General features: G+C 73.5%; 22 protein-coding genes. 8 read left to right on the forward strand and 14 right to left on the reverse strand.

From position 1 onward, the window contains the following. Positions 1 to 88: 88 nt before the first annotated feature. The 3 genes from ACH414_RS22940 to ACH414_RS22950 form a co-directional block, all read right to left on the reverse strand. Complete coding sequence (locus ACH414_RS22940; protein WP_382540199.1) at positions 89 to 1,549, reverse strand: glutamate synthase subunit beta; 1,461 nt, start codon at positions 1,547 to 1,549, stop codon at positions 89 to 91. Further along, on the reverse strand, positions 1,542 to 6,104 hold the full coding sequence (gene gltB / locus ACH414_RS22945; RefSeq protein ID WP_382540202.1) for a glutamate synthase large subunit: 4,563 nt from the start codon (positions 6,102 to 6,104) through the stop codon (positions 1,542 to 1,544). Before gltB ends, ACH414_RS22940 begins: the two co-directional genes overlap by 8 nt. Before the next feature lie 480 nt (positions 6,105 to 6,584). Continuing rightward, positions 6,585 to 7,313, reverse strand: coding sequence for a VIT1/CCC1 transporter family protein (locus ACH414_RS22950; RefSeq protein WP_382540205.1), 729 nt, complete (start codon positions 7,311 to 7,313; stop codon positions 6,585 to 6,587). 229 nt (positions 7,314 to 7,542) lie between these two features. Between ACH414_RS22950 and ACH414_RS22955 the strand changes: the two genes are divergently transcribed. The 7 genes from ACH414_RS22955 to ACH414_RS22985 are packed head-to-tail and all read left to right on the forward strand — an operon-like array spanning position 7,543 to position 15,491. Next, on the forward strand, positions 7,543 to 8,556 hold the full coding sequence (locus tag ACH414_RS22955; RefSeq protein ID WP_382540208.1) for an ADP-ribosylglycohydrolase family protein: 1,014 nt from the start codon (positions 7,543 to 7,545) through the stop codon (positions 8,554 to 8,556). Next, complete coding sequence (locus ACH414_RS22960) at positions 8,556 to 9,998, forward strand: ADP-ribosylglycohydrolase family protein (protein ID WP_398943144.1); 1,443 nt, start codon at positions 8,556 to 8,558, stop codon at positions 9,996 to 9,998. Before ACH414_RS22955 ends, ACH414_RS22960 begins: the two co-directional genes overlap by 1 nt. Further along, positions 9,979 to 11,130: an ADP-ribosylglycohydrolase family protein gene (locus tag ACH414_RS22965; protein ID WP_382540213.1), complete on the forward strand. Its 1,152-nt coding sequence runs from the start codon at positions 9,979 to 9,981 to the stop codon at positions 11,128 to 11,130. Before ACH414_RS22960 ends, ACH414_RS22965 begins: the two co-directional genes overlap by 20 nt. Then, entirely contained in the window at positions 11,127 to 12,572 is a 1,446-nt protein-coding gene (locus ACH414_RS22970; protein WP_398943146.1) for an ADP-ribosylglycohydrolase family protein, read from the forward strand. The genes ACH414_RS22965 and ACH414_RS22970 overlap by 4 nt, the downstream gene beginning before the upstream one ends. Continuing rightward, a complete protein-coding gene (gene rbsK / locus ACH414_RS22975; RefSeq protein WP_382540220.1) occupies positions 12,569 to 13,480 on the forward strand; it encodes a ribokinase in 912 nt (303 codons plus the stop codon). Before ACH414_RS22970 ends, rbsK begins: the two co-directional genes overlap by 4 nt. Then, the gene (locus ACH414_RS22980; RefSeq protein WP_398943149.1) at positions 13,477 to 14,679 is read left to right on the forward strand and encodes a CaiB/BaiF CoA transferase family protein; all 1,203 of its coding nucleotides are present in this window, start codon (positions 13,477 to 13,479) and stop codon (positions 14,677 to 14,679) included. Before rbsK ends, ACH414_RS22980 begins: the two co-directional genes overlap by 4 nt. Continuing rightward, positions 14,676 to 15,491: an HpcH/HpaI aldolase/citrate lyase family protein gene (locus tag ACH414_RS22985; RefSeq protein WP_398943151.1), complete on the forward strand. Its 816-nt coding sequence runs from the start codon at positions 14,676 to 14,678 to the stop codon at positions 15,489 to 15,491. The genes ACH414_RS22980 and ACH414_RS22985 overlap by 4 nt, the downstream gene beginning before the upstream one ends. A gap of 79 nt (positions 15,492 to 15,570) precedes the next feature. Here the strand turns inward: ACH414_RS22985 and lgt are convergent, their stop codons facing one another. The 11 genes from lgt to hisI form a co-directional block, all read right to left on the reverse strand. Next, on the reverse strand, positions 15,571 to 16,596 hold the full coding sequence (gene lgt / locus ACH414_RS22990) for a prolipoprotein diacylglyceryl transferase (protein WP_391769631.1): 1,026 nt from the start codon (positions 16,594 to 16,596) through the stop codon (positions 15,571 to 15,573). Between the two features lie 91 nt (positions 16,597 to 16,687). Continuing rightward, complete coding sequence (locus tag ACH414_RS22995) at positions 16,688 to 17,518, reverse strand: DsbA family protein (RefSeq protein ID WP_382540231.1); 831 nt, start codon at positions 17,516 to 17,518, stop codon at positions 16,688 to 16,690. Positions 17,519 to 17,581: 63 nt separating this feature from the next. Continuing rightward, complete coding sequence (trpA, locus tag ACH414_RS23000) at positions 17,582 to 18,400, reverse strand: tryptophan synthase subunit alpha (RefSeq protein WP_391769633.1); 819 nt, start codon at positions 18,398 to 18,400, stop codon at positions 17,582 to 17,584. Continuing rightward, positions 18,397 to 19,644: a tryptophan synthase subunit beta gene (trpB, locus tag ACH414_RS23005; protein ID WP_382540236.1), complete on the reverse strand. Its 1,248-nt coding sequence runs from the start codon at positions 19,642 to 19,644 to the stop codon at positions 18,397 to 18,399. The genes trpA and trpB overlap by 4 nt, the downstream gene beginning before the upstream one ends. 258 nt (positions 19,645 to 19,902) lie before the next feature. Then, a complete protein-coding gene (gene trpM / locus ACH414_RS23010; protein ID WP_382540239.1) occupies positions 19,903 to 20,154 on the reverse strand; it encodes a tryptophan biosynthesis modulator TrpM in 252 nt (83 codons plus the stop codon). A 7-nt stretch (positions 20,155 to 20,161) separates the two neighbouring features. After that, positions 20,162 to 20,971, reverse strand: coding sequence for an indole-3-glycerol phosphate synthase TrpC (gene trpC, locus ACH414_RS23015; RefSeq protein WP_382540242.1), 810 nt, complete (start codon positions 20,969 to 20,971; stop codon positions 20,162 to 20,164). 131 nt (positions 20,972 to 21,102) lie between these two features. Continuing rightward, positions 21,103 to 21,603: a DUF2752 domain-containing protein gene (locus ACH414_RS23020; protein WP_398943155.1), complete on the reverse strand. Its 501-nt coding sequence runs from the start codon at positions 21,601 to 21,603 to the stop codon at positions 21,103 to 21,105. 77 nt (positions 21,604 to 21,680) lie between these two features. Next, positions 21,681 to 21,935 (reverse strand): HGxxPAAW family protein, encoded by a 255-nt coding sequence (locus tag ACH414_RS23025; protein WP_382540248.1) that lies wholly within the window; start codon positions 21,933 to 21,935, stop codon positions 21,681 to 21,683. 115 nt (positions 21,936 to 22,050) lie between these two features. Next, a complete protein-coding gene (locus ACH414_RS23030) occupies positions 22,051 to 22,707 on the reverse strand; it encodes a TIGR02234 family membrane protein (protein ID WP_382540251.1) in 657 nt (218 codons plus the stop codon). Positions 22,708 to 22,732: 25 nt separating this feature from the next. Further along, the gene (locus ACH414_RS23035) at positions 22,733 to 24,226 is read right to left on the reverse strand and encodes an anthranilate synthase component I (RefSeq protein ID WP_398943156.1); all 1,494 of its coding nucleotides are present in this window, start codon (positions 24,224 to 24,226) and stop codon (positions 22,733 to 22,735) included. An 11-nt stretch (positions 24,227 to 24,237) separates the two neighbouring features. Beyond that, entirely contained in the window at positions 24,238 to 24,606 is a 369-nt protein-coding gene (gene hisI, locus ACH414_RS23040; protein WP_382540256.1) for a phosphoribosyl-AMP cyclohydrolase, read from the reverse strand. Between the two features lie 119 nt (positions 24,607 to 24,725). Between hisI and ACH414_RS23045 the strand changes: the two genes are divergently transcribed. Beyond that, positions 24,726 to 25,367: a TIGR03085 family metal-binding protein gene (locus ACH414_RS23045; RefSeq protein WP_382540258.1), complete on the forward strand. Its 642-nt coding sequence runs from the start codon at positions 24,726 to 24,728 to the stop codon at positions 25,365 to 25,367. The last annotated feature ends 1 nt before the right edge of the window (position 25,368 follow it).

A 25,368-nucleotide genomic window follows, 5' to 3' on the forward strand; every position in this document is an offset into this window, starting at 1 on the left:
GCCCGCCCAGTCGTCCAGGTCGGGGACAGTGGGGCGAGCGTCGCGCTCAGTTCCGCACGTCGTTGTACGGGACGTCTTGGGGGTCCGGTCAGACCGTCAGGGCACGGTCCGTCGGACGGATCGGGGCCGGCAGGGAGCTGGCGCCGGTCAGGTAGCGGTCCACGCCACGGGCGGCCGAGCGGCCCTCGGCGATGGCCCACACGATCAGCGACTGACCGCGGCCGGCGTCGCCGGCGACGAAGACACCATCGACATTGGTGGCGAAGTCCGCGTCACGCGCGATGTTACCCCGCTCGTCGAGGTCCAGACCAAACTGCGCGACCAGGCCGTTCTCGACGTCGGTGCCGGTGAAGCCCATCGCGAGGGTGACGAGCTGCGCGGGGATCCTGCGCTCGGTGCCCGGCTTCTGGGTCAGCTTGCCGTCGACGAACTCGACCTCGACGAGGTGCAGGAACTGGACGTTGCCGTCCTCGTCGCCCTCGAAGTGGGTGGTGGAGACGGAGTAGACCCGCTCGCCGCCCTCCTCGTGGGCCGAGGTGACCTTGTAGAGCATGGGGAAGGTCGGCCAGGGCTGGCCCGGGTTCCGCTCCTCGCCCGGCTTCGGCATGATCTCCAGCTGGGTCACGGAGGCCGCGCCCTGGCGGTGCGCCGTACCGACGCAGTCCGCGCCGGTGTCGCCGCCGCCGATGACGACCACGTGCTTGCCCTCGGCCGAGACCGGCGAGGAGACGAAGTCGCCCTCGACGACCTTGTTGGCGAGCGGCAGGTACTCCATCGCCTGGTACACGCCCTTGAGCTCCCGGCCCGGGACGGGCAGGTCGCGGGCGGTGGTGGCGCCGGCGGCGACGACCACGGCGTCGAACCGCTTGCGCAGGTCCGTCGAGGTCAGGTCGCGGCCGATCTCGATACCGGTGCGGAACTTGGTGCCCTCCGCGCGCATCTGCTCGATGCGGCGGTTGATGTGCCGCTTCTCCATCTTGAACTCGGGGATGCCGTAGCGCAGCAGACCGCCGATGCGGTCGGCCCGCTCGTACACGACCACGGTGTGGCCGGCCCGGGTCAGCTGCTGGGCGGCGGCGAGGCCCGCCGGGCCCGAGCCGATCACCGCGACGGTCTTGCCGGACAGGCGCTCGGGCACCTGCGGCCTGACGTCGTTGGCGTCCCACGCCTTGTCGATGATCGAGACCTCGACGTTCTTGATGGTGACGGCCGGCTGGTTGATGCCGAGCACGCACGCGGCCTCGCACGGAGCCGGGCACAGGCGGCCGGTGAACTCCGGGAAGTTGTTCGTGGCGTGCAGCCGCTCCGACGCCGCCGACCAGTCCTCGCGGTAGGCGTAGTCGTTCCACTCGGGGATCAGGTTCCCCAGCGGACAGCCGTTGTGGCAGAACGGGATGCCGCAGTCCATGCAGCGGCCGGCCTGCTTGCTGATGATCGGCAGCAGGGAGCCGGGGACGTAGACCTCGTTCCAGTCCTTGACTCGCTCGCCCACCGGCCGGGTCTTGGCGACCTCGCGCCCGGTGGTCAGGAAGCCCTTGGGGTCAGCCATGGGTCGCCGCCTCCATCATCTTCTCGGTGGTCTCGGCCTCGGAGAGACCGGCGAGCTCAGCGGCGTCCTTGGCGGCGAGCACTGCCTTGTACGTGGTGGGGATGATCTTGCTGAACCGGGCCGCCGCGGCGTCCCAGTCGGCGAGCAGCTTCTCGGCGACCGTGGAGCCGGTCTCCTCGAAGTGGCGGCGCACGACGTCGTGCAGCCACGCCTTGTCGGTGTCCGACGGGGCCTCGACGGCGCCCAGGTTGCCGGAGTTGACGTTGTCCCGGTCGAGGTCGATCACATAGGCGACGCCGCCGGACATGCCCGCCGCGAAGTTGCGGCCGGTCTCGCCGAGGACGACCGCGGTGCCACCGGTCATGTACTCGCAGCCGTGGTCGCCCACGCCCTCCGAGACGACCAGCGCGCCGGAGTTGCGGACGCAGAAGCGCTCGCCGGTGCGGCCGCGCAGGAACAGCTCGCCGCCGGTCGCGCCGTACGCGATGGTGTTGCCCGCGATGGTGGAGTACTCGGCCAGGTGGTCCGCGCCGCGGTCCGGGCGGACGATCACGCGGCCGCCGGAGAGGCCCTTGCCGACGTAGTCGTTGGCGTCGCCCTCCAGGCGGAGGGTGACACCGGCCGGCAGGAAGGCGCCGAAGGACTGGCCCGCGGAGCCGGTGAAGGTGATGTCGATGGTGTCGTCGGGCAGGCCCGCGCCACCGAACTTCTTCGTCACCTGGTGGCCGAGCATGGTGCCGACGGTCCGGTTGATGTTCCGGATCGCGACCTGGGCGCGGACCGGCTGGGCGGTCTCGGCGGACTCGGCGTTCAGGGCCTCGGCGGCGAGCTGGATCAGCTCGTTGTCGAGGGCCTTCTCCAGGCCGTGGTCCTGCTCGACCAGGGCGTGGCGGACCGCGCCCTCGGGGAGCTCGGGCACGTGGAAGAGCGGCGCGAGGTCCAGGCCCTGCGCCTTCCAGTGGGAGACGGCGCGGCTGGTGTCGAGGAGCTCGGCGTGGCCGACGGCCTCCTCCAGGGTGCGGAAGCCGAGCTCGGCGAGGAGCTCACGCACTTCCTGGGCGATGAACTCGAAGAAGTTGACGACGTACTCGGCCTTGCCGGAGAAGCGGTCGCGCAGCACCGGGTTCTGGGTGGCGATGCCGACCGGGCAGGTGTCCAGGTGGCAGACGCGCATCATCACGCAGCCGGAGACGACGAGCGGCGCGGTGGCGAAGCCGAACTCCTCGGCGCCGAGCAGCGCGGCGATGACGACGTCACGGCCGGTCTTGAGCTGGCCGTCGGTCTGCACGACGATCCGGTCGCGCAGGCCGTTGAGCAGCAGGGTCTGCTGGGTCTCGGCGAGGCCGAGCTCCCAGGGGCCGCCCGCGTGCTTGAGCGAGGTCAGCGGGGAGGCGCCCGTGCCGCCGTCGTGGCCGGAGATGAGCACGACGTCCGCGTGGGCCTTGGACACACCGGCCGCGACCGTGCCGACGCCGACCTCGGAGACCAGCTTCACGTGGATGCGGGCGTCCGGGTTGGCGTTCTTGAGGTCGTGGATCAGCTGCGCCAGGTCCTCGATGGAGTAGATGTCGTGGTGCGGCGGCGGGGAGATCAGGCCGACGCCGGGCGTCGAGTGACGCGTCTTGGCGACCCACGGGTAGACCTTGTGGCCGGGCAGCTGGCCGCCCTCGCCGGGCTTGGCGCCCTGGGCCATCTTGATCTGGATGTCGTCCGCGTTGACCAGGTACTCGCTCGTGACGCCGAAGCGGCCGGAGGCGACCTGCTTGATCGCGGAGCGGCGCGCCGGGTCGTAGAGGCGGTCCGGGTCCTCGCCGCCCTCACCGGTGTTGGACTTGCCGCCCAGCTGGTTCATGGCGATGGCGAGGGTCTCGTGGGCCTCGCGGGAGATCGAGCCGTACGACATGGCGCCGGTGGAGAAGCGCTTGACGATCTCGGAGACCGGCTCGACCTCGTCGACGGAGATCGGCGCCCGGCCCTCGGCGGCGAAGCCGAACAGGCCGCGGAGCGTCATGAGGCGCTCGGACTGCTCGTTCACCCGGTCCGTGTACTTCTTGAAGATGTCGTACCGCTTGGAGCGCGTGGCGTGCTGCAGGCGGAAGACGGTCTCCGGGTCGAACAGGTGCGGCTCGCCCTCGCGGCGCCACTGGTACTCGCCGCCGATGTCCAGGGCGCGGTGCGCCGAGGGGATGCCGGTGGCGGGGTACGCCTTGGCGTGGCGGGCGGCGACCTCCTTGGCGACGACGTCGAGGCCGGCGCCGCCGATCTTGGTGGCGGTGCCGTTGAAGTACTTCTCGACGAAGGCGGTGTCGAGGCCGACGGCCTCGAAGACCTGGGCGCCGCGGTAGGAGGCGACGGTGGAGATGCCCATCTTGGACATGACCTTCAGGACGCCCTTGCCGAGGGCGTAGATCAGGTTGCGGATGGCCTGCTCGGGCTCCAGGCCCTCGATGAAGGTGCCGGCGCGGACCAGGTCCTCGACGGACTCCATGGCCAGGTACGGGTTGACCGCGGCGGCGCCGTAGCCGATGAGGAGGGCCACGTGGTGGACCTCGCGGACGTCGCCGGCCTCGACCAGCAGGCCCACCTTGGTGCGCTGCTTGGTGCGGATGAGGTGGTGGTGGACGGCCGCGGTGAGCAGCAGCGACGGGATCGGCGCGTGCTCGGCGTCGGAGTGCCGGTCGGACAGGACGATCAGACGGGCGCCGCCCTCGATCGCCGTGTCGGCCTCGGCGCAGATCTCCTCGATGCGGGCGGCGAGCGCCTCGCCGCCGCCGGAGACCCGGTACAGGCCGGACAGGGTGACGGCCTTCATGCCGGGCATGTCGCCGTCGGCGTTGATGTGGATGAGCTTGGCCAGCTCGTCGTTGTCGATCACCGGGAAGGGCAGGGTGACCGAGCGGCAGGAGGCCGCGGTCGGGTCGAGCAGGTTGCTGCCCGGGCCGAGGGAGGACCGCAGGGAGGTGACGAGCTCCTCGCGGATGGCGTCCAGCGGCGGGTTGGTGACCTGCGCGAACAGCTGGGTGAAGTAGTCGAAGAGCAGCCGGGGGCGTGCGGACAGGGCCGCGATCGGCGAGTCCGTGCCCATGGAGCCGATCGGCTCGGCGCCGGTGCGGGCCATCGGGGCGAGGATGACGCGGAGCTCTTCCTCGGTGTAGCCGAAGGTCTGCTGGCGGCGGGTGACCGAGGCGTGGGTGTGGACGATGTGCTCGCGCTCGGGGAGGTCGGAGAGCTCGATCTCGCCGGTCTCGAGCCACTCCGCGTACGGCTGCTCGGCGGCGAGGGCGGCCTTGATCTCGTCGTCCTCGATGATGCGGTGCTCGGCGGTGTCGACGAGGAACATCTTGCCGGGCTGGAGGCGGCCCTTGCGGACGACCTTGGCGGGGTCGATGTCGAGGACGCCGACCTCGGAGGAGAGCACGACGAGGCCCTCGTCGGTGACCCAGTAGCGCCCGGGGCGCAGACCGTTGCGGTCGAGGACCGCGCCGACCTGGACGCCGTCGGTGAAGGTGACGCAGGCGGGGCCGTCCCAGGGCTCCATCAGGGTGGAGTGGTACTGGTAGAAGGCGCGGCGGGCCGGGTCCATGGAGTCGTGGTTCTCCCACGCCTCGGGGACCATCATCAGGACCGCGTGCGGCAGCGAACGGCCGCCGAGGTGGAGCAGCTCCAGGACCTCGTCGAAGGAGGCGGAGTCGGAGGCGTCCGGGGTGCAGACCGGGAAGATCCGCTCCAGGGAGCCCTCGCCGAAGACGGTGGAGTCGAGCTGGGCCTCGCGGGCGGTCATCCAGTTGCGGTTGCCCTTGACCGTGTTGATCTCGCCGTTGTGCGCGACGAAGCGGTACGGGTGGGCGAGCGGCCAGCTCGGGAAGGTGTTGGTGGAGAACCGGGAGTGGACCAGGGCCACGGCGGTGGCGCAGCGGCGGTCCGACAGGTCCGGGAAGAAGGGCTCCAGCTGGCCGGTGGTCAGCATGCCCTTGTAGACGATCGTGCGGGCGGAGAGCGACGGGAAGTAGGTCCCGGCCTCGCGCTCGGCGCGCTTGCGCAGCACGAAGGCCTTGCGGTCCAGCGCGAGGCCGCTGTTCTCGCCGTCGGCGACGAAGAGCTGGCGGAAGACCGGCATGGTGGAGCGGGCGGAGGCGCCGAGCAGCTCGGGGGCGACGGGGACCTCGCGCCAGCCGAGGACGTTCAGACCCTCCTCGGACGCGATCGTCTCGATCCGCGAGACGGCCTGTGCGGAGCCGTCGGCGGGGAGGAAGGCGATGCCGACGGCGTACGCGCCGGCCTCGGGGAGCTCGAATCCGGCGACCTCGCGCAGGAACGCGTCCGGGACCTGGAGCAGGATGCCGGCGCCGTCTCCGGAGTCGGGCTCGGAGCCGGTGGCGCCGCGGTGCTCGAGGTTGCGCAGTACGGTCAGCGCCTGCTCGACCAGCGCGTGGCTGGCTACACCGGTGAGGGTGGCCACGAACCCGACACCACAGGCGTCGTGTTCGTTACGGGGGTCGTACATCCCCTGCGGGGCGGGGCGACCGTCCATGGGCGACCAGGCGTCGGAACGCATCGGCTCTCCCGTCGTCGTCGTGGCATATGGAGCTGCCGAGGGACGACGTTGGCCCTCCGCGAAATTTCGTGCAGGTTACATGATGGCTGGCTTCTCGCGAAGTGGATAGCTCATTCCAACATGCGGACACCGCCGATACGGGCGGTGGCGGGTGCTTCAGCTGTGAGACACGGGGACCACGGCGTTCCCATGGGGGACGGAGCAGGATTTCCGAGGTGATGTCGGGTGTCCGGCGACCCGTCGCAGATGCGGGCTTCATTGCCCACGGCGCTTGTCCCTCATGCCCGGTGGCCGAGGTTTCGAAACCGGCAGGTAACCGGCTAGTTATGTGGCGCTGCGCATAGTGTCTCACCAGGAGGGCCGATCCGCCCAGGGATATACGTCACAGAGACAGCGCTCGCGGCTCGTGCTTTCGGACAGCCGAGAGGCCCCCGGTCGGGCGACCGGGGGCCTCTCGTGGCTCTTTCGGGGACTCGGGCCCTACAAGGCGGCCCCGAAGAGCATGCCGAGCCCGTACGTGACGGCCGCGGCGGCGCCGCCGAGGACGAGCTGGCGCAGTCCGCTGAACCACCAGCTGCGGGCGGTCACCCGGGCGACCAGGGCGCCGCAGGCGAAGAGGCCGAGGAGCGCGAGGAGCACGGCCGGCCACAGCGCGGTCGCGCCGAGCAGATACGGCAGTACGGGGAGCAGGGCGCCGAGCGCGAACGAGCCGAACGACGACACCGCGGCGACCATCGGCGACGGCAGGTCGTCCGGGTCGATGCCGAGCTCCTCGCGGGCGTGGATCTCCAGCGCCTGCTCCGGGTCGCGGGACAGCTGCATGGCGACCTCGCGGGCCAGCGCGGGCTCGACTCCGCGGGAGACGTAGAGGGCGGCGAGCTCCTCCATCTCGTCGACCGGGTGCTTGCGCAACTGGCGGCGCTCGACGTCCAGTTCGGCCTGGACGAGCTCGCGCTGCGAGGCGACCGAGGTGTACTCGCCTGCGGCCATGGAGAAGGCGCCGGCCGCGAGCCCGGCGAGGCCGGTGATCACGACGGTCTGGGTGGAGACCGCGCCGCCGGCGACACCGGTCATGAGGGCGAGGTTGGAGACGAGTCCGTCCATCGCACCGAAGACCGCGGGGCGCAGCCAGCCGCCGTTGACGTCACGGTGGGTGTGGTTGTCGCGGTGGGCCTCGTGGAGCGGTGCGACGGCTTCGATGATGGACATGCTTCTCCCCTGTCTTTCCAGCGGGTTCGGCACGCCCGCCCCCTTCGACATCATCGAAAATACGCCCGATGTAAGGGGTCCGCCAGCAAGGCAGGCCGTACTTACTAAGGCTCGCGTTACTGAGGCGACCCTCTCTGACGTGCTGTCACCCGGGTGACAGAAACGTTTCCGTGAAGAGTCGGACCCCCTTTCGTGGCAGGCATCCGGGTGAGCGCGAAAGGGGAGCGAAATGATCGGCGAGACGGCGCCACCGGCCTCCACGGTGGCTGATGTCCGGGAGCGTGCGCGGGGCGCGCTGCTCGGACTCGCGGTCGGCGACGCGCTCGGCGCGCCCGCCGAGAATCTGCGCCCCTCGGAGATCCGGCGCCGGTGGGGCCGGATCGAGGGCTTCGTGACGGACCGTCCGGCGGGCACGGACGACACCGAGTACGCGATCTTCTCCGGGCTGCTGCTCGCCCGGCACGGCTCCGCCCTGACCGTCGCGCACGTCGAACGGGCCTGGCACCACTGGATCGCGGACCTCGACGAGGGACCGTTCCGCGGCGCCGGCTTCTCCGAGCGCGGCACCCTGGAGAACCTGCGCAGGGGCCTCGCCGCACCCATCTCGGCCCAGCACCGGCACGCCTGGAGCGACGGCCTGGCGATGCGGGCCGCGCCCTTCGGGGTCTTCGCCGCGGGCCGCCCCGCCGAGGCGGCCCGCCTCGTCGCCGTCGACGGCAGCGTCAGCCACGAGGGCGAGGGCATCTACGGCGGCCAGGCCGTCGCGGCGGGCGTCGCGGCGGCGATGGCCGGCGCCTCGGTGACCTCGGTCATCGCGGCGGCCCTCTCCGTGGTCCCGATGGACTCCTGGACGGCCCGCTCGCTGCGCCGCGCGGTGGTCGCGGCGCAGCGCGTCCAGCCCGACCCGCTGACCCGCGAGCGCACGGTCCGCTCGGCGGTCGTCATCGGCGGCTACCCCTGGACGGACCTGGCCCCCGAGGCCGTCGCCCTCGCCTTCGGCGCCTTCGCCGCCGCCCGCGGGGACTTCCGCACCGCCGTGCTGACCGCGGTCAACATGGGCCGCGACGCCGACACGACGGCCGCGGTGGCGGGCGCCCTGGCCGGCGCCTCGGGCGGCCTGGCCGCGATCCCGGAGGAGTGGGCCACGGCCATCGCCCCGGTGACCGGCAGCTGCCTCCCGTCGATGCGCGGCTACCACATCCTGGACATCGCGGACCTGCTGACCCCGGACGGAGACTCCTGATGAGCGGAGAGACCACGATCGCCCACGCCGCGGATCCCGGCCTCCCCGCCGGCCCCGGCCTCACCGCCGATCCCGGCCTCACCGCGGATCCGGCGGTGCCCACGACGGCGCATTCCGTCGTCACCGCTGTGGGCGGTCGTTCGACGGGGCGATGGGGGTCCCCCCGGACGGAGTCCGGGGAAGGGCGGGCAGAGCCCACCGCGACGGAGAGCGCTCCCCGGTACGGCTCGCCGGAGCACCGCCCCGCGGCCCGGCGCCGCACCCCGGTCCTCGGCACCCGCCGATCCGCCCGGGCGCGGGCGAGACGCGACAGGATCGAGGGCCTCCTCCTCGGACTCGCCGCGGGCGACGCCGCCGGATGGCCCGCCGCGCGGCACCGCGCCGCCCGCATGCCCGAATGGACCCGCCGCCTCACCCGCGAACTCGACACCTTCGCCGAGCAGAACGCGACCACCACGCTCCCCGTCCCGATCGCCCTCAACCAGCCCCCCGAGCCCCTCCGTCTCGGCCCCTCCGACGACGCCGAGTGGGCGGTGTTCACCGCCGAGGCGCTGCTCGCCTCCACGGGCCCGCTCTTCGCCGCCCTCGCCCCCGAGCGGCGCCTGCGCGCGGCCGTCGACGCCGCCTGGAACGCGCTCGCCGGTCAGATCGCCGCCGCCGCGGACCGCGCCCCCGAGGTCGAGTCCGCCGTGCTCCCGCTCCGCGCCCGGATCTCGGTCCGCGCCGGCCTGGGCAACCTCGCCGCCGGTCTTCGCCCGCCGGCCACCGGCCACGACAACCCGCACTACTTCGACGACGCCGCCTGCGTCCGCGCCGTCGTGCTGGCCCTGGCGCACCCGGGCGACCCGGACGCCGCCGCCGAACTCGCCGGATTCGACGCCCGGTACACCCAGGACGGCGACGGGGTGCACGGCGCCCGGGCGATGGCGGCGGCCACGGCGGCGGCGCTCGGCGGGGCGACGCCCGAGGAGGCGGTGGAGGCGGCACTCCACCGCCTTCCGCCCGCGACCGAGATCGGCCGCAACGGCCGGTACGCCGTCGAGCTCGCCCGCACCGCGGGCTCCGCCTTCGAGCTCGTCCCGCTCCTGGAGCACCGGATCGTCGACCACGTCTACAGCTACGGCATCGCCGCCGCCGAGACCGTGCCCGTCGCCCTCGCCCTGACCGTCGCCGCGCGCGGCGAGACGGCCGCCGCGGTGCCGGCCGCGGCCTGTCTGTCCCGGGTCGCCGACTCGGCCCCGGCGCTCGTGGGCGCGCTCACCGGCGCGCTGGGCGGCGGCGGTTCGGTCCCGGCGAGCTGGCGGGAGGCCTGCCGGACGCTCGCGGGCTGCGCGCTGCCCCGGCTCGCGGGCACCGACCTGGTGGAACTCGCCGGTCTGCTCGCAGCCACGGAACCGGCCACCCCGGGTGGACAATTCCGACATGACACCCACTCTGGATGACCGGATCACCGGCAGCCTCATCGGTGCCGCCGTCGGCGACGCCCTCGGCGGCCCCGTCGAGGGCTATACGCCCGACCAGATCCTGGAACGCCACGGCGGCCGCGTCACCGGCATCGTCGGCCCCTGGAACGGCGAGGACTGGCGCACCGCCCGCCCCATCGCGCCGTACCACAAGGGCGACGGGCACGTCACCGACGACACCTTGATGACCCATGCGCTGATCAGGGTGTACGAGCGGGTCCGCGACCACCTCGACGCGTACGCCGTCGCCGAGCACCTGGTCCCCGAACTCATGGGCCGCCCCGTGTGGATCCCCGAACTGGAGGCGGAGGCGCTCCCCCTCCAGCGGGTCTTCCTCGCCGAGAAGTGGATCGTCACCCGGCTCCACTACGCCCACGCCGACCCGCGCGAGGCCGGCACGGGGAACATCGTCAACTGCGGGGCCGCGATGTACATGGCCCCGGTCGGGCTGGTCAACGCCGCCAACCCCGCGGCCGCCTACGCGGAGGCCGTGGACATCGCCGGCGCCCACCAGTCCTCGTACGGGCGCGAGGCGGCCGGGGTCTTCGCGGCGGCCGTGGCCGCGGCCTGCGTTCCGGGCGCGACCCCGCGCTCGGTCGTCGAGGCGGCGCTGGCCCTCGCCAAGGACGGCACCCGCAGCGCGATCGAGGCGGTGGCCGAAGCGGCCGACGGCCACCGGGACTTCGAGTCGGCCCTGGTCCCGCTCCGCCGGGCGGTCGCCCCGTACGACTCCGTCGGCCCCGACTACCGCGCCCCGTCCCTGGACGCCCGCCGCCCCTCCCGCCTCCACGCGATCGAGGAACTGCCCATCGCCCTCGGCATGCTGCTCGTCGGCGCGGGCGACTACCGGCGCACGGTCCTGGGCGCGGTCAACTACGGCCGGGACTGCGACTCGATCGCCACCATGGCCGGGGCGATCAGCGGCGCCCTCGGCGGCGAGGCCGCGGTCCCCGCGGAGTGGGCGAAGCGGGTTGCGGAGGCCAGCCGCCTCGACCTGGGCGCCCCGGCGACCGCCCTGGCCGCGGTCGCCCACGAGGTCTTCGCCGCCGACACCGCCCGCCGCCGCGCCCACGAGAGGGCGTACGCGGCCCTGACGGGCCAGGCACGATGACGACCCCGGCGCCCGTCCGTCTGACCTGGGTGCAGCCCGAGGACCTGGTGGGCCACGAACTGCGCCAGGCCGCGGAGGACGGCCGCGACGCCCGGGAGGCGGCCGCCCGCTGGCACGCGGCCGGCGGCCCCCCGGCCCCGTCGGCCGCGGGCGCCTCCCCCGTCCCCCGCCCCGGCCTCCGCCCCCTGGCCGAGGAACTCCTGGACGCCCTGGCCGCCCTTCCCACCCCCTTGGCCTCCGAGGAGCCCACGGACCTGACCGCCCTCATGGCGACCTGCCCGGACTGGCCGAGCGTCCACGCCCCAGACGGCCGGGGCCAGGGTGACGGGCGCGCCTGTGGCCCTGACCCGGCGCGCCCGCGGCTGCCGGGAGCCGGGGAAGACGACCCCCTCCTCCCCCGCCTGCACGCCGCCTGGCTCGGCCGTGCCGTCGGGTGTCTGCTCGGCAAGCCCGTCGAGAAACTGCCGCTGCACGGCATCCGGGCCCTCGCCCGGGCCACCGGCAACTGGCCGCTCTCCGACTGGTTCACGGCCCGCGGCGTGCCCCCCGCGCTGCTCGCCGCGCACCCCTGGAACCGGCGCTCCGCCGGCACCTCCCTCGCCGAGAAAATCGACGGGATGCCCGAGGACGACGACCTCAACTACCCGCTCCTCGGGCTGCTGCTCCTCCGGCGGCACGGACGGGAGTTCAGCACCGCCGACGTCGCCCGGCTGTGGCTCGACGAGCTCCCCGCCGGCCGGACCTTCACCGCCGAGCGGATCGCCTACCGCAATCTGCTCGACGGCGTCGAACCCCCGCTGACCGCCTCCCGCCGCAACCCGTTCCGGGAGTGGATCGGGGCCCAGATCCGCGCCGACGTGCACGGCTGGACCCGCCCCGGGGACCCGGGCGCCGCCGCCCGCCAGGCCCACCGGGACGCGGTGCTCACCCACACCGGCAACGGCGTCTACGGCGCCATGTTCGTCGCCGCCGCCCTCGCGACCGCCGCCACCGGCACCGCCGACGTGCACGAGGCCCTGGCGACCGGACTGACCGTCGTGCCGCCTCGGTCACGGCTGGCCGAGGCGGTCCGCTTCGGGATCGCCGCGGCCCGGGAGACCCGTGACTTCGACCGGGTCGTGGACCGGCTCCACGCCGCGTTCGGCGGGTATCACTGGGTCCATGCCGTCCCCAACGCCGCCCTCCTCGCCGCCGCCCTCACGCATGCCGACGGCGACTTCACGCGCTCGGTCTGCGCGGCCGTCTCCGGCGGCTGGGACACCGACTCCAACGGCGCCACGGCCGGCTCCGTCGCCGGTCTCCTCGCCGGCCACCCCGACCGGCTGCCCGAACGCTGGACCTCCCCTCTCAAGAACCGTCTCTCCACATCGGTGCCGTCCTTCGACGGCATCGGCTTCGACGCCCTGGCCGCACTGACGCACTCGGAGGCAGTACGCCCATGACCAGCATCGTCGTGCTCGGCAGCACGAACATGGACCTCGTCGCCTATGTCGGCCGGGCCCCCGCCCGCGGCGAGACCGTGACCGGCCGCGACTTCCGCACCGTCCCCGGCGGCAAGGGCGCCAACCAGGCCGTCGCCGCCGCCCGGGCCGGGGCCGAGGTGTCGATGATCGGCGCGGTCGGCGCCGACGACTTCGGCACCCGGCTCAGGGCCGCGCTGGAGCACAGCGGCGTCGACACCGATCTGCTGCGCACCGCCGAGGGTCCCTCCGGCACCGCGCACATCGTCGTCGACGACGAGGGCGGCAACGCGATCGTCGTCATCCCGGGCGCCAACGGCACCGTCACCTCCCTCGACCACGGCGACGAGGCCCTGATCGCCACCGCCGACGCCCTGCTCCTCCAGCTCGAACTCCCCCTCCCCGTGGTCGTCGAGGGCGCGCGCACCGCCCGCGGCCTCGGCGTCCGCACCGTCCTCACACCCGCACCCGCCCGGCCCCTGCCACCCGAACTCCTCGCCGCCACCGACCTGTTGGTGCCCAACGAGCACGAGGCCGCCGCGCTCACCGGCCTCACCGACCCGGCCGCGGCGGCCCAGGCCCTGCTGAAGGAGGTCCCCGAGGTGGTGGTCACCCTCGGTGCCGCCGGCTGTCTGTACGCCGCGCGCGGCGCCGAACCGGTCACCGTGCCCGCGCCCCGCGTCCAGGCCGTGGACACCACCGCCGCCGGCGACACCTTCGTCGGGGCCCTGGCCGTCGCCCTGGCCGAGGGGCGGCCCGTGCCGCGGGCCCTCGCCTGGGCCTCGGCCGCCGCCGCGCTCTCCGTGCAGCGCCCCGGCGCGTCCACCTCGATGCCGTACCGCTCCGAGATCGACACGGCCGCCGCCGGTCTGGAGGCCGGCTCCGCATGACCGCCGCTTCCTCCTCCCCTCCCCTGCAGGGGCTGCGCGTCCTCGACCTCGCCACCCTCTTCGCGGGGCCGCTCGCGGCGATGATGCTCGGCGACTTCGGCGCCGAGGTCGTCAAGGTCGAGCACCCCCGCAGGCCCGACCCGTCCCGCGGCCACGGCCCGGCCAAGGACGGGGTCGGCCTGTGGTGGAAGGTCCTCGGCCGCAACAAGCGCACGATGACCCTCGATCTGTCCACCCCCGGCGGCCGCGACACCCTGCTGCGGCTGGCCGCCGACGCCGACGTGATCGTGGAGAACTTCCGCCCCGGCACCCTGGAGCGCTGGGACCTCGGCTGGGACGCGCTGTCCGCGGTCAACCCGCGGCTGGTGCTGGCCCGGGTCACCGGCTTCGGCCAGTTCGGCCCGTACGCCCACCGGCCCGGCTTCGGCACCCTCGCCGAGGCGATGAGCGGCTTCGCCGCCATCACCGGCGAGCCGGACGGCCCGCCGACCCTGCCTCCCTTCGGCCTCGCCGACTCGATCGCCGCCCTCGCCACCGCGTACGCGGTGATGACGGCGCTCACCGCCAGGAACACCACCGGCCGCGGCCAGGTCGTCGACATGGCCATCATCGAACCGATGCTCTCCGTCATCGGACCCCACCCCCTCTGGTACGACCAGCTCGGTTACGTCCAGCCCCGCACCGGCAACCGCTCCCGCAACAACGCCCCGCGCAACACCTACCGGACCGCCGACGGCTCCTGGGTCGCCGTCTCCACCTCCGCCCAGTCCATCGCCGAACGCGTGATGGCCCTGGTCGGCCGCCCGGAGCTGATCGGCGAGCCCTGGTTCGCCGACGGCGCCGGCCGGGCCGCGCACGCCGACCTCCTCGACGAGGCGGTCGGCTCCTGGATCGCCCGCCACACCCGCGACGAGGCCATGTCCGCGTTCGAGAAGGCGGAGGCCGCCATCGCCCCCGTCTACGACGTCCGAGACGTGCTCGCCGACCCGCAGTTCCAGGCACTCGGCACCGTCACCGAGGTCCCCGACCCCGAACTGGGACCGCTCCGCATGCAGAACGTGCTCTTCCGGCTCTCCGAGACCCCCGGCCACATCCGCTGGGCGGGCCGCCCGCACGGCGCCGACACCGCCGAGCTCCTCACCGAGCTCGGCCTCACCGGTGCCGAGATCGAGGCCCTGCGCGCCGAGGGAGCCGTATGACCTCCCCCGCCGCACCGCACCCCCCGCTCACCTGGCTCTACGCCCCCGGCGACCGCCCCGCCGTGGTCCACAAGGCACTGGTCTCCGGAGCCGACGTCGTCATCGTCGACCTGGAGGACGCGGTGGCCCCGGACCGCAGGGCCTACGCCCTCGCCGCCACCGCCGAACTGCTGGCCGAGCCCCACCCCGTACCGGTCCACGTCCGCATCCACGCCCCCCGTGACATCCCCGCACTGGCATCCCTCCCCGGGATCGTCGCTCTCCGTGTTCCCAAGGTGACACACCCCACTGACATCCACCGGATCGCCGACCTCGCCCAAGGCCTCCCGCTCTACCCGCTCCTGGAGAACGCCCTGGCCGTGGAGCACGCCTACGCCATCGCCACCGCCCACCCCTCGGTCCACGGCATCGCCCTCGGCGAGGCTGACCTGCGCGCCGATCTGGGCGTACGGGAGGACCGCGGCCTCGACTGGCCGCGCAGCCGGATCGTGGTCGCCGCCCGCGCGGCCGCCCTCCCGCCGCCGGTCCAGTCGGTCCACCCCGACGTCCGCGACCTGGAAGCGCTCGCCGCCGGGTGCGCGCGGGGCCGGGCCATGGGCTTCCTGGGCCGGGCCGCGATCCACCCCCGACAGCTGCCGGTCATCGCCCGGGCCTACCGCCCCACGCCCGACGAGATCGCCGCGGCCGAGGAGGTCGTCAAGGCCGCGGAGGCCGAGGAGGGCGCGCTCGCCCTCCCCGACGGGCGCTTCGTCGACGCGGCGGTGGTCACCGGGGCCCGCCGGGTGCTCGCCCTCGCGGCCCGCACCCCCTGAACCGGCCGCCGGGAAGAGCGGAAGGGCCGCCGGGACCGGATGGTCCCGACGGCCCTTCGCCGTATCCGTGCCACGGCGGTCAGCGCCCGCCCGCGCCCGCTCCGTTGTCCACGCCGTCCTTCGCGGGGGCGTCGTCGGCCGGCGTCCCGGCCGCTTCGCTCTGCGTGGCCTCGCCCGCGGCGGCGGTGTCCGCGGCGGTCTTGTCGGCGTCGCCGGCCTTCTCGTCGGCAGCCGCCTCGCCCCCGTCGGCCTCTTCCGCCTTCTCGTCGTTCTCCGCCTTCTCGGCCTTCTCGGCCTTCGGCTCCACGATCTCCTCGCGGCCCGGACGCACCTTCGACGAGACGACCATGTAGACGACCGCGAGGAAGAAGACGATGATCGCCGTCCACACGTTCAGCCGGAGGCCGAGGATGTGGTGCGCCTCGTCGACGCGCAGGTACTCGGTCCACACGCGGCCGGCGCAGTACGCGGCGACGTACAGCGCGAAGGCGCGCCCGTGGCCCAGCTTGAAGCGGCGGTCGGCCCAGATGACCAGGAGCGCGACACCGACGCACCAGAGCGACTCGTAGAGGAAGGTCGGGTGGTAGAGCCCGGCCTCGCGGTTGGCGCCGGCCGTGATCTTCAGCGCCCAGGGCAGGTCGGTCGGCTTGCCGTACAGCTCCTGGTTGAACCAGTTGCCCCAGCGGCCGATGGCCTGGGCGAGGGCGATGCCGGGCGCGATGGCGTCCGCGTACGCCGGGAGCGGGATGCCGCGGCGGCGGCAGCCGATCCAGGCGCCGACGGCGCCGAGCGCGATGGCGCCCCAGATACCGAGGCCGCCCTCCCAGATCTTGAAGGCGTCGACCCAGTTCTCACCCTCGCTGAAGTACAGCTGGTAGTCGGTGATCACGTGGTAGAGCCGGCCGCCGACGAGGCCGAAGGGCACCGCCCAGACGGCGATGTCGGCGACGGTGCCGGCGGTGCCGCCCCGGGCGATCCAGCGCTTGTTGCCGAGCCAGACGGCGACGAAGACACCGATGATGATGCAGAAGGCATAGCCGCGCAGCGGGATCGGTCCGAGGTGGATCACGCCGGTCGACGGGCTGGGAATGTAGGCAAGGTCCATGGCAGGTCCGACGCTACCCTGCCGGGCGGGCCGTGCGGCAGCCAGCCCGGCAACTTATCCGTAACTACCGCGACGGACGAGGCCCCGGAGGTCAGCGGGTGGCGGATCCGGCGGCCGGGGAGGCCGTGCCGGCCTTCTTGCCCTTGTTGGCCTCGGCGACCCACTTCTTCAGGTTCTCCACGGAGATCTGCTCGCCGTTCTTCGAGGGGAAGATCGATTCTCCGTTGAGCAGGACGGACGGCGTGCCCGTGAACTCGCTGGCCTTGAAGGCGTCGTTCGACTTCTTCACCCAGGCGTCGTGGGTGCCGTCCTCGACACAGCTGCGGAAGGCGGGGGTGTCGAGTCCGGGGACCTTCGCGGCGAGCTCGATGAGCTTCGCGTTCTTCGCGTAGGCGTCGTCGGTCTCCTGCGGCTGGTTGATGTAGAGCACATCGTGGTACTTCGTGAACTTCCCGGCGTCCTGGGCGCAGCCCGCGGCGTTCGCGGCGCGCAGGGAGCCGCTGCCGCCCATGTTGCCGTCGATGAGCGTGGCCAGGTGGTACTCGGCCTTGACGGCGCCCGACGCCTCCAGCTCGTGGATGGTGTCCCGGAAGAAGTTCTCGAACTGGGCGCACGCGGGGCAGCGGAAGTCCTCCCAGATCGCCAGGGTGGACGGGGCGTCCGGCCGGCCCTGCGGGATGGCGGGCTTGTCTCCGCCGATGGCCCCGGCGGGGGCGACGACCGGGCCGGCCTTGTCGGAGCTGCTCTTGTCGCCGCTGTTGGCGGCGATCACGCCGACGACCGCGGCCAGGCCGAGGACGCCGACGACCGCGGCCGACACGATGAGGACGCGCCGCTGCTTCTCCCGGGCCTTCTCGCGCTGCCGCTGCTGCTGGAGGCGCTCCCGCGCGCTCTGGTTACCGTCACGGTTCTTCTCGCTCACGCCACAGCAACGAACCGGGGAGGCACCACCGTGCCTCCCCGGTCCGGAATCCACCCGTATGGGTTACGCGGTGCGGCGCACGCCCTCGGCGAGTTCGGCCGCCAGTTCCCTTACGGCGTCGAGCGCGGCGCTCTCGTCGCCTTCGGCGTCGAGGATCCGCTTGACGAAGGCGGAGCCGACGATGACGCCGTCGGCGAAGCCGGCGACCTCCTTCGCCTGCTTGGCGTTGGAGACGCCGAGGCCGACGCAGACGGGCAGCGCGGAGGTGGCCCGGGTGCGGCGGACCAGGTCGGCCGCCTGCTCGCCGACCGACTCGCGGGTGCCGGTGACGCCCATGAGGGAGGCGGCGTAGACGAAGCCGGAGCCGGCCGCGGTGATGGTGGCGAGGCGCTCGTCCTTGCTGCTGGGCGCGACGACGAACACGGTGGCGAGACCGTGCTTGTCGGCGTGCTCCCGCCAGAGCGCGGACTCCTGGACCGGCAGGTCGGGCAGGATGCAGCCCGCGCCGCCGGCCGCGGCGAGCTCCTCGGTGAAGCGCTCGACGCCGTACCGGTCGATGGGGTTCCAGTACGTCATCACGAGGACCGGCTTCCCGGTGGCCTCGTGGGCCTCCTTCACCGTGCGCATGACGTCGGCGATCTTGACGCCGCCGCGCAGGGCGATGTCGTCGGCGGTCTGGATGACCGGGCCGTCGAGGACCGGGTCGCTGTGCGGCAGGCCGACCTCGACGACGTCGGCGCCGCCGTCGAAGGCCGCCTTGATGGCGGCGATGCCGCCGTCGACGGTCGGGAAACCGGCCGGGAGGTAGGCGATGAGCGCGGCCCGGTTCTCCCCCTTGGCCTTGGCCAGGGTGTCGCTGAGCAGTTGGATGTTCCCGGTCACTTGGCGCCCCCCTCGGCCCCGTTGTCGTACAGCCCGAAGTAGCGGGCCGCGGTGTCCATGTCCTTGTCGCCGCGTCCGGAGAGGTTGACGACCAGCAGCCCGTCCTTGCCGAGCTCCTTGCCGACCTCGAGGGCGCCGGCCAGGGCGTGCGCCGACTCGATGGCCGGGATGATGCCCTCGGTGCGGGAGAGCAGGCGCAGGGCCTGCATGGCGGCGTCGTCGGTGACGGCGCGGTACTCGCCGCGGCCGCTGTCCTTGAGGTAGGCGTGCTCCGGGCCGATGCCGGGGTAGTCGAGCCCGGCGGAGATCGAGTACGGCTCGGTGATCTGGCCCTCGTCGTCCTGCAGGACGTAGGAGCGGGAGCCGTGCAGGATGCCGGGCTCGCCCGCGGTGAGGGTGGCCGCGTGCTCGCCGGTCTCGACGCCGTGGCCGGCGGGCTCGCAGCCGATCAGGCGGACGGAGGCGTCCGGGACGAAGGCGTGGAAGAGGCCGATGGCGTTGGAGCCGCCGCCGACGCAGGCGACGGCCGCGTCGGGCAGTCGGCCGGCCCGCTCCAGGATCTGGCGGCGGGCCTCGACGCCGATGACGCGGTGGAAGTCGCGGACCATGGCGGGGAAGGGGTGCGGTCCGGCGACCGTGCCGAAGAGGTAGTGCGTGTTGTCGACGTTGGCGACCCAGTCGCGGAACGCCTCGTTGATGGCGTCCTTGAGGGTGCGGCTGCCGGACTTCACGGCGATGACCTCGGCGCCGAGCATGCGCATGCGGGCCACGTTGAGGGCCTGGCGCTGGGTGTCGACCTCGCCCATGTAGATGGTGCAGTCGAGGCCGAAGAGTGCACAGGCCGTCGCCGTCGCCACGCCGTGCTGGCCGGCACCGGTCTCCGCGATGACCCGGGTCTTGCCCATGCGCTTGGTGAGCAGGGCCTGGCCGAGCACGTTGTTGATCTTGTGCGAGCCGGTGTGGTTGAGGTCCTCGCGCTTGAGGAAGACGCGGGCGCCGCCGGCGTGTTCGGCGAAGCGGGGGACCTCGGTGAGGGCGCTGGGGCGGCCGGTGTAGTTGACCATGAGGTCGTTGAGCTCGCGGGCGAACTCGGGGTCGGCCTTGGCCTTGTCGTACTCGACGGCGACCTCGTCGACGGCGGCGACGAGGGCCTCGGGGATGAACTTGCCGCCGTAGGCGCCGAAGTAGCCCTCGGGGGAGGGGACCTGGCCCTCCGGGTCCGGGATGAAGAACTCGCTGGACATGCGGTTGCTCCTTGCGGGGCGTGTGGATGGGGTCACGGTATGCGCGCGGCACCCCCACATACACCAACCTCGCCCCGCCCGTTGGGGGCATTCGTTCCGCTGGGGCGGAACGGGTGGGCACAACGGACGGCGCCCCTTGCCGGGCCCAGGCTTCCGCGCCTGTACGCCAGCCCCGAGTGCGGCGCACTCGTGGTGCGGGTCGAGGCACGGGGAGCGGAGGGGTGGGCGAGGCGGAGGCCGCCCGCGGCGGGAAGAGGCTCAGGCTGAGGTCGTGTGTGTGATGGTGCGCGCTCGGCGCGGGCGCCATCGCATGCCGTTGACCTGGCCCGGCTCGGAGCCGATCACGTAGCGGACCCGGCGGCCGTGGACACGGCGGGCGGGTGCGCGGCAGCCGCGCGGCCGGCAGCCCCGGGCCAGCGGGGCGTGGGCGGGCGCGGCGGCGGTGCGGAGCCGCGTACGGCGCGCCGACGACACCTCTGGCGAGGTGGTCGTGGCGCGACGGGGGCTCATGGGTGGGTCAGCTCCGCCCGTGACGCAGCGCGGGGTGCGCGCCGGCGGCGACCAGGTCGGCGACGGCGGCCTTCGGGTCGCGGCCGGTGACCAGCGACTCGCCGACCAGGACCGCGTCGGCGCCGGCGTTGGCGTACGCGATCAGGTCGTGCGGCCCGCGGACGCCGGACTCGGCGACCTTGACGATGCCGGCCGGGATCTCGGGGGCGACGCGCTCGAAGGTGGAGCGGTCGACCTGGAGGGTCTTCAGGTTGCGCGCGTTGACGCCGATGATCCGGGCCCCCGCGTCGACGGCCCGCTCGACCTCTTCCTCGTCGTGGACCTCGACCAGCGGGGTCAGGCCGATGGACTGGGCCCGCTCGATGAGGGAGACCAGGGCCTCCTGCTCCAGGGCGGCGACGATGAGGAGCGCGAGGTCCGCTCCGTACGCCCGCGCCTCCCAGAGCTGGTACGCGGTGACGATGAAGTCCTTGCGCAGCACCGGGATGTCGACCCGGGCGCGGACGGCCTCCAGGTCGGCGAGCGAGCCGCCGAAGCGGCGCTGCTCGGTGAGGACGGAGATGACGGCTGCGCCGCCCGCCTCGTAGTCCGCGGCGAGCGCGGCCGGGTCGGCGATGGCGGCGAGGGCGCCCTTGGACGGGCTGGAGCGCTTGACCTCGCAGATCACCTTGACGCCGTCCCCGCGCAGTGCGGCGACGCCGTCCTTGGCCTGCGGCGCCTTGGCGGCGCGCTCCTTGAGCTCGTCGAGGGAGACCCGCGCCTGCCGCTCTGCGAGGTCGGCGCGCACGCCTTCGATGATCTCGTCGAGCACACTCACGCGAGAGGCCCCCTTCCGGGACGGTGACGGTGTTGATGATCCCTGGGGAACAGGGTTCAGCCATGTCGATGGTATCCGCAGGTGGGCCCCGGACCCGCATCGGTCGCGGTCGCGTCCCATCTGCTGGGACTTCAGGGGGCCAGCGCGGAGCCGAACGGGAGGTTCCGCACCAGGGTGAAAACGGCCAGAACGCCCCCGATCCCCCACCACAGGACCGGGGAGACGGCGAGCCGCATCGGGATGCCGCGGAGGGCGCGAACCAGCCAGACGGCCATCAGGACGGCGAAGACGCCGTAGCCGATCACGGCGAGCGCGTTGGCGCCGAACGCGGCGCCGAGGTCGCCGTGGACGAAGGCGTGGGCGCTGCGCAGCCCGCCGCAGCCGGGGCAGTAGATGCCGGTGAAGCGCAGGAGCGGGCAGACGGGGTAGTGCCCGGGTTCGTTGGGGTCGACCGTGCCGACGTACGCGAAGGCGGCGGCGACGCCGGCGAGGGCGCCGAGCGGGGCGAGCAGCCGCCGGGCGAGCGGCCTGGGCGGCGCGGGGGCGGGGTGCGGGGGGTGGGGGCCGGGCGGCGGCCCCCCGGGGGCCCGTACGGCTTCGGTCTCGGCTCCCGCCGTCGGCTTCGCGTCCACCCGGTGATTCTCGCCCGGGACGCGCGAAGGCGCAGCCCCGTCTCGCGGGACTGCGCCTTCGGGGTGACCTGGGGGCGTCAGGCGCGGGCCTTGACGCGCTCGGTGGCGGCCTCGCGGGCGGCGACGACGGCGGCCGACTGCTTCGGCATGCCGAGGCCCGCGACCTTCATCGCGCCACCGACGATGCCGCCGAGGACGATGACGCCGATGCCGGCCCAGAAACCGGGCACGTTGGCCGCCACCATGAAGACTCCGGCGATGCAGAAGCCGATGAAGGAGATGATGACACCGGTCCAGGCGGCCGGGGTGTGTCCGTGGGCGCTGCCCGCCATGAGTTGCTCCTCGTTGATGTTGCGCGGTGGTGACGTCTCATTCTTCCGCACATGGGGGCGCGGCGATGAATCGGGGTGCCCGAACGATCACGCGTCGCGCTCGCGGTCTCGCCGGTCAGTCGCCGCGGGTGGGGTCCTCGCCGCGGTCGAGGGCCTTCCACAGGTCCTCGGGCCGGTCCGGATCGGTGGTGGCGGCCCGGCGCGCCGCGCGCGGGGCGCCGGAGCGCTCGTAGCGTCCGCCCATGGCCGGCCAGGTCTTTCCGTAGAGGAGCGCGCAGAGGCCGGCGGCCAGGATCAGGACGGCGCCGGCGGCGGTGACGTACGGCCAGACGGTGTGGCTGAGGCCGCCGACGACGGCGGCGGTGTTGCCGCTGATCCTGGCGGCCTCGGCGTTCAGTGCGGCGCGGTCGGAGGCGCCGAGGACGGCGGCGAGGGCCGCTCCGGCCCCGCTGAGGGCGAGCAGCGCGGCGACCAGGGTGCGACCGGTGCGGCGGACCGCGAAGACGGCGACGAGCGCGGCGAGGCCGACGATCGCGAGGGCCGTCGGCACGCCGGTGACGGCGCCGCCGTCGGCCTCGACGGGCACGGTGCCGCCCCCGACGGCAGCGGTGCCCTGGGCCCAGATCTGGCCCGCGGAGAGCAGCACGACGGTGGCTCCGAGGGCGCCGAGCAGGAGGGCGGCGGCCAGGCTGCGGCGGGCGCCCGACGAGACGGCGCCGCCCGGGCGGGCGGCTCGGGGCTGGGGTACGGGTACGGCACTCACGTACCCCACTATCCCCTACCGGCTCGGCGGGCGTTCATCCGGTCGTGGTCATCCGGTTGGCCGTGTGGACGGCGCGGAGCACCGCGGCGGCCTTGTTGCGGCACTCGTTGTCCTCGGCGACCGGGTCGGAGTCGGCGACCACACCCGCTCCGGCCTGCACGTACGCGGTGCCGTCGCGCAGCAGCGCGGTGCGGATGGCGATGGCCGTGTCGGAGTCCCCGGCGAAATCGAGATACCCGACACACCCGCCGTACAGACCGCGCCGGGAGGGTTCGAGCTCCTCGATGATCTGCATCGCCCGGGGCTTGGGCGCGCCGGAGAGGGTGCCGGCCGGGAAGCAGGCGGTGAGCACGTCGAAGGCGGTCTTCCCGCGGGCGACCCGGCCGGTCACGGTGGAGACGATGTGCATGACGTGGGAGTAGCGCTCGATCGACATGAAGTCGACGACCTCGACGGAGCCCGGCTCGCAGACCCGGCCGAGGTCGTTGCGGCCGAGGTCGACGAGCATGAGGTGCTCGGCGCGCTCCTTGGGGTCGGCGAGCAGCTCCTCGGCGAGGTCGTGGTCCTCCTGCGGGGTGGCGCCGCGGTGCCGGGTGCCGGCGATGGGGTGGACCATCGCCCGCCCGTCCTCGACCTTGACCAGCGCCTCGGGCGAGGAGCCGACGACGTCGAAGCCGTTCTCGAAGCGGAAGAGGTACATGTACGGGGAGGGGTTGGTGGCCCGCAGGACCCGGTACACGTCGAGGGCGGAGGCGGTGCAGGGGGTCTCGAAGCGCTGCGAGGGCACGACCTGGAAGGCCTCGCCGGCCCGGATGCGCTCCTTGATGTCCTCGACGGCGTCCTGGTAGGCGGGACCGCCCCAGAGCGCGGAGAACTCGGGGAGCTCGGACTCCGGCAGGGCGGCCGGGGTGGAGGCGACGGGGCGGGCCAGGTCGGCCTCCATCGCGTCGAGCCGGGCGACGGCTCCCGCGTACGCCTCGTCGACGCCGGTCTCCAGGTCGTTGTGGTTGATCGCGTTGGCGATCAGCAGGACCGTGCCGTCCCAGTGGTCGAGGACGGCGAGGTCGCTGGTGAGCAGCATGGTCAGCTCGGGCAGCCGCAGGTCGTCGGCGCCGTGCTCGCCGATGCGCTCCAGGCGGCGGACGATGTCGTAGCCGAGGTAGCCGACCATGCCGCCGGTGAACGGGGGCATCCGGCCGGCGAGGTCGCGGGGGGTGTGCAGGGTCTCGACGGTGGCGCGCAGGGCGGCGAGCGGGTCGCCGTCGACGGGGACGCCGACCGGAGGGGTGCCGAGCCAGTGCGCCTGGCCGTCCCGGACGGTGAGGGTGGCGTCGCTGCGGACTCCGATGAAGGAGTAGCGGGACCAGCTGCGCCCGTTCTCCGCGGATTCGAGGAGGAAGGTGCCGGGGCGTTCGGCGGCGAGCTTGCGGTAGAGCCCGACCGGGGTGTCGCCGTCCGCGAGGAGCCTGCGGCTGACGGGGATGACGCGGCGGTCGGCCGCCAGCTTGCGGAAGGTCTCGAGATCCATGGCGCCAGACCCTACTCGGCCGCGAGGAGCACGTCGGCGTCGAAGCAGGTGCGGGCCCCGGTGTGGCAGGCGGCGCCGACCTGGTCGACCTTGACGAGCAGGGTGTCGGCGTCGCAGTCGAGGGCGACGGACTTGACGTGCTGGACGTGGCCGGAGGTGTCGCCCTTGACCCAGTACTCCTGGCGGCTGCGGGACCAGTAGGTGCAGCGGCCGGTGGTGAGGGTGCGGTGCAGGGCCTCGTCGTCCATCCAGCCGAGCATCAGCACCTCGCCGGTGTCGTACTGCTGGGCGATGGCGGGGACTAGGCCGTCCTCACTCCGCTTGAGGCGGGCGGCGATGGCCGGGTCGAGGTCGCTGGGGGTGCGGGACGTGCTGCTCATGCCGCCATTCTGCCGTGACCGGCGGGCTCGTCCGGGGTGCGTCCAGTGGGCGGACCGGCGGGTCCGGTCGGCGGGCGTCCACTGGGCGGACCGGGGGCCGCGGCCTTACGCTGGCGCCCATGTCGACCCATGCCAAGCGTGAACGACTTCTGCTCGCCGACCTGTTGGAGGCGGCCGGCCCCGACGCGCCGACGCTCTGCGAGGGGTGGCGGACCCGTGACCTCGCGGCCCATGTGGTGGTGCGCGAGCGCCGCCCGGACGCGGCGGCCGGCGCGGTGGTGCCCGTGCCGGCGCTGAAGGGCAGGCTGGAGCGGGTGCAGGCGGAGTACGCCGAGAAGCCGTACGCCGAGCTGGTCCAGCTCATCCGAACGGGTCCGCCGAAGCTGTCGCCGTTCACGATCAAGCAGGTGGACGAGGGCGCGAACATCGTCGAGTTCTACGTCCACGCCGAGGACGTGCGCCGGGCGCAGCCGGACTGGTCGGCGCGGGAGCTCGATCCGGTGTTCTCCGACGCCCTGTGGTCGCGCCTGGAGCGGTCGGCCCGGCTGCTCGGCCGCAAGGCGCCGGTGGGCCTGGTGCTGCGCCGCCCGAACGGCCAGACGACCGTGGCGCACCGCGGCACCCCGGTGGTGACGGTGTCCGGGGAGCCGGGCGAGCTGACGATGTTCCTGTTCGGGCGGCAGGACGCGGCGAAGGTGGCGCTGGAGGGCGAGCCGGAGGCGATCGAGCGGCTGCACGAGACGAAGCAGCTGGGGATCTGAG

This window comes from Streptomyces sp. NPDC020422, from assembly GCF_044386705.1.
GTDB lineage: Bacteria > Actinomycetota > Actinomycetes > Streptomycetales > Streptomycetaceae > Streptomyces.

What these genes read in the sequence shown, in the direction of transcription:
- ACH414_RS22940 (WP_382540199.1), bottom strand. Translation starts at nt 1,549, where the DNA reads ATGGCTGACCCCAAGGGCTTCCTGACCACCGGGCGCGAGGTCGCCAAG.
- gltB (WP_382540202.1), bottom strand. Translation starts at nt 6,104, where the DNA reads ATGCGTTCCGACGCCTGGTCGCCCATGGACGGTCGCCCCGCCCCGCAG.
- ACH414_RS22950 (WP_382540205.1), bottom strand. Translation starts at nt 7,313, where the DNA reads ATGTCCATCATCGAAGCCGTCGCACCGCTCCACGAGGCCCACCGCGAC.
- ACH414_RS22955 (WP_382540208.1), top strand. Translation starts at nt 7,543, where the DNA reads ATGATCGGCGAGACGGCGCCACCGGCCTCCACGGTGGCTGATGTCCGG.
- ACH414_RS22960 (WP_398943144.1), top strand. Translation starts at nt 8,556, where the DNA reads ATGAGCGGAGAGACCACGATCGCCCACGCCGCGGATCCCGGCCTCCCC.
- ACH414_RS22965 (WP_382540213.1), top strand. Translation starts at nt 9,979, where the DNA reads ATGACACCCACTCTGGATGACCGGATCACCGGCAGCCTCATCGGTGCC.
- ACH414_RS22970 (WP_398943146.1), top strand. Translation starts at nt 11,127, where the DNA reads ATGACGACCCCGGCGCCCGTCCGTCTGACCTGGGTGCAGCCCGAGGAC.
- rbsK (WP_382540220.1), top strand. Translation starts at nt 12,569, where the DNA reads ATGACCAGCATCGTCGTGCTCGGCAGCACGAACATGGACCTCGTCGCC.
- ACH414_RS22980 (WP_398943149.1), top strand. Translation starts at nt 13,477, where the DNA reads ATGACCGCCGCTTCCTCCTCCCCTCCCCTGCAGGGGCTGCGCGTCCTC.
- ACH414_RS22985 (WP_398943151.1), top strand. Translation starts at nt 14,676, where the DNA reads ATGACCTCCCCCGCCGCACCGCACCCCCCGCTCACCTGGCTCTACGCC.
- lgt (WP_391769631.1), bottom strand. Translation starts at nt 16,596, where the DNA reads ATGGACCTTGCCTACATTCCCAGCCCGTCGACCGGCGTGATCCACCTC.
- trpB (WP_382540236.1), bottom strand. Translation starts at nt 19,644, where the DNA reads ATGTCCAGCGAGTTCTTCATCCCGGACCCGGAGGGCCAGGTCCCCTCC.
- trpM (WP_382540239.1), bottom strand. Translation starts at nt 20,154, where the DNA reads ATGAGCCCCCGTCGCGCCACGACCACCTCGCCAGAGGTGTCGTCGGCG.
- ACH414_RS23025 (WP_382540248.1), bottom strand. Translation starts at nt 21,935, where the DNA reads ATGGCGGGCAGCGCCCACGGACACACCCCGGCCGCCTGGACCGGTGTC.
- ACH414_RS23035 (WP_398943156.1), bottom strand. Translation starts at nt 24,226, where the DNA reads ATGGATCTCGAGACCTTCCGCAAGCTGGCGGCCGACCGCCGCGTCATC.
- hisI (WP_382540256.1), bottom strand. Translation starts at nt 24,606, where the DNA reads ATGAGCAGCACGTCCCGCACCCCCAGCGACCTCGACCCGGCCATCGCC.
- ACH414_RS23045 (WP_382540258.1), top strand. Translation starts at nt 24,726, where the DNA reads ATGTCGACCCATGCCAAGCGTGAACGACTTCTGCTCGCCGACCTGTTG.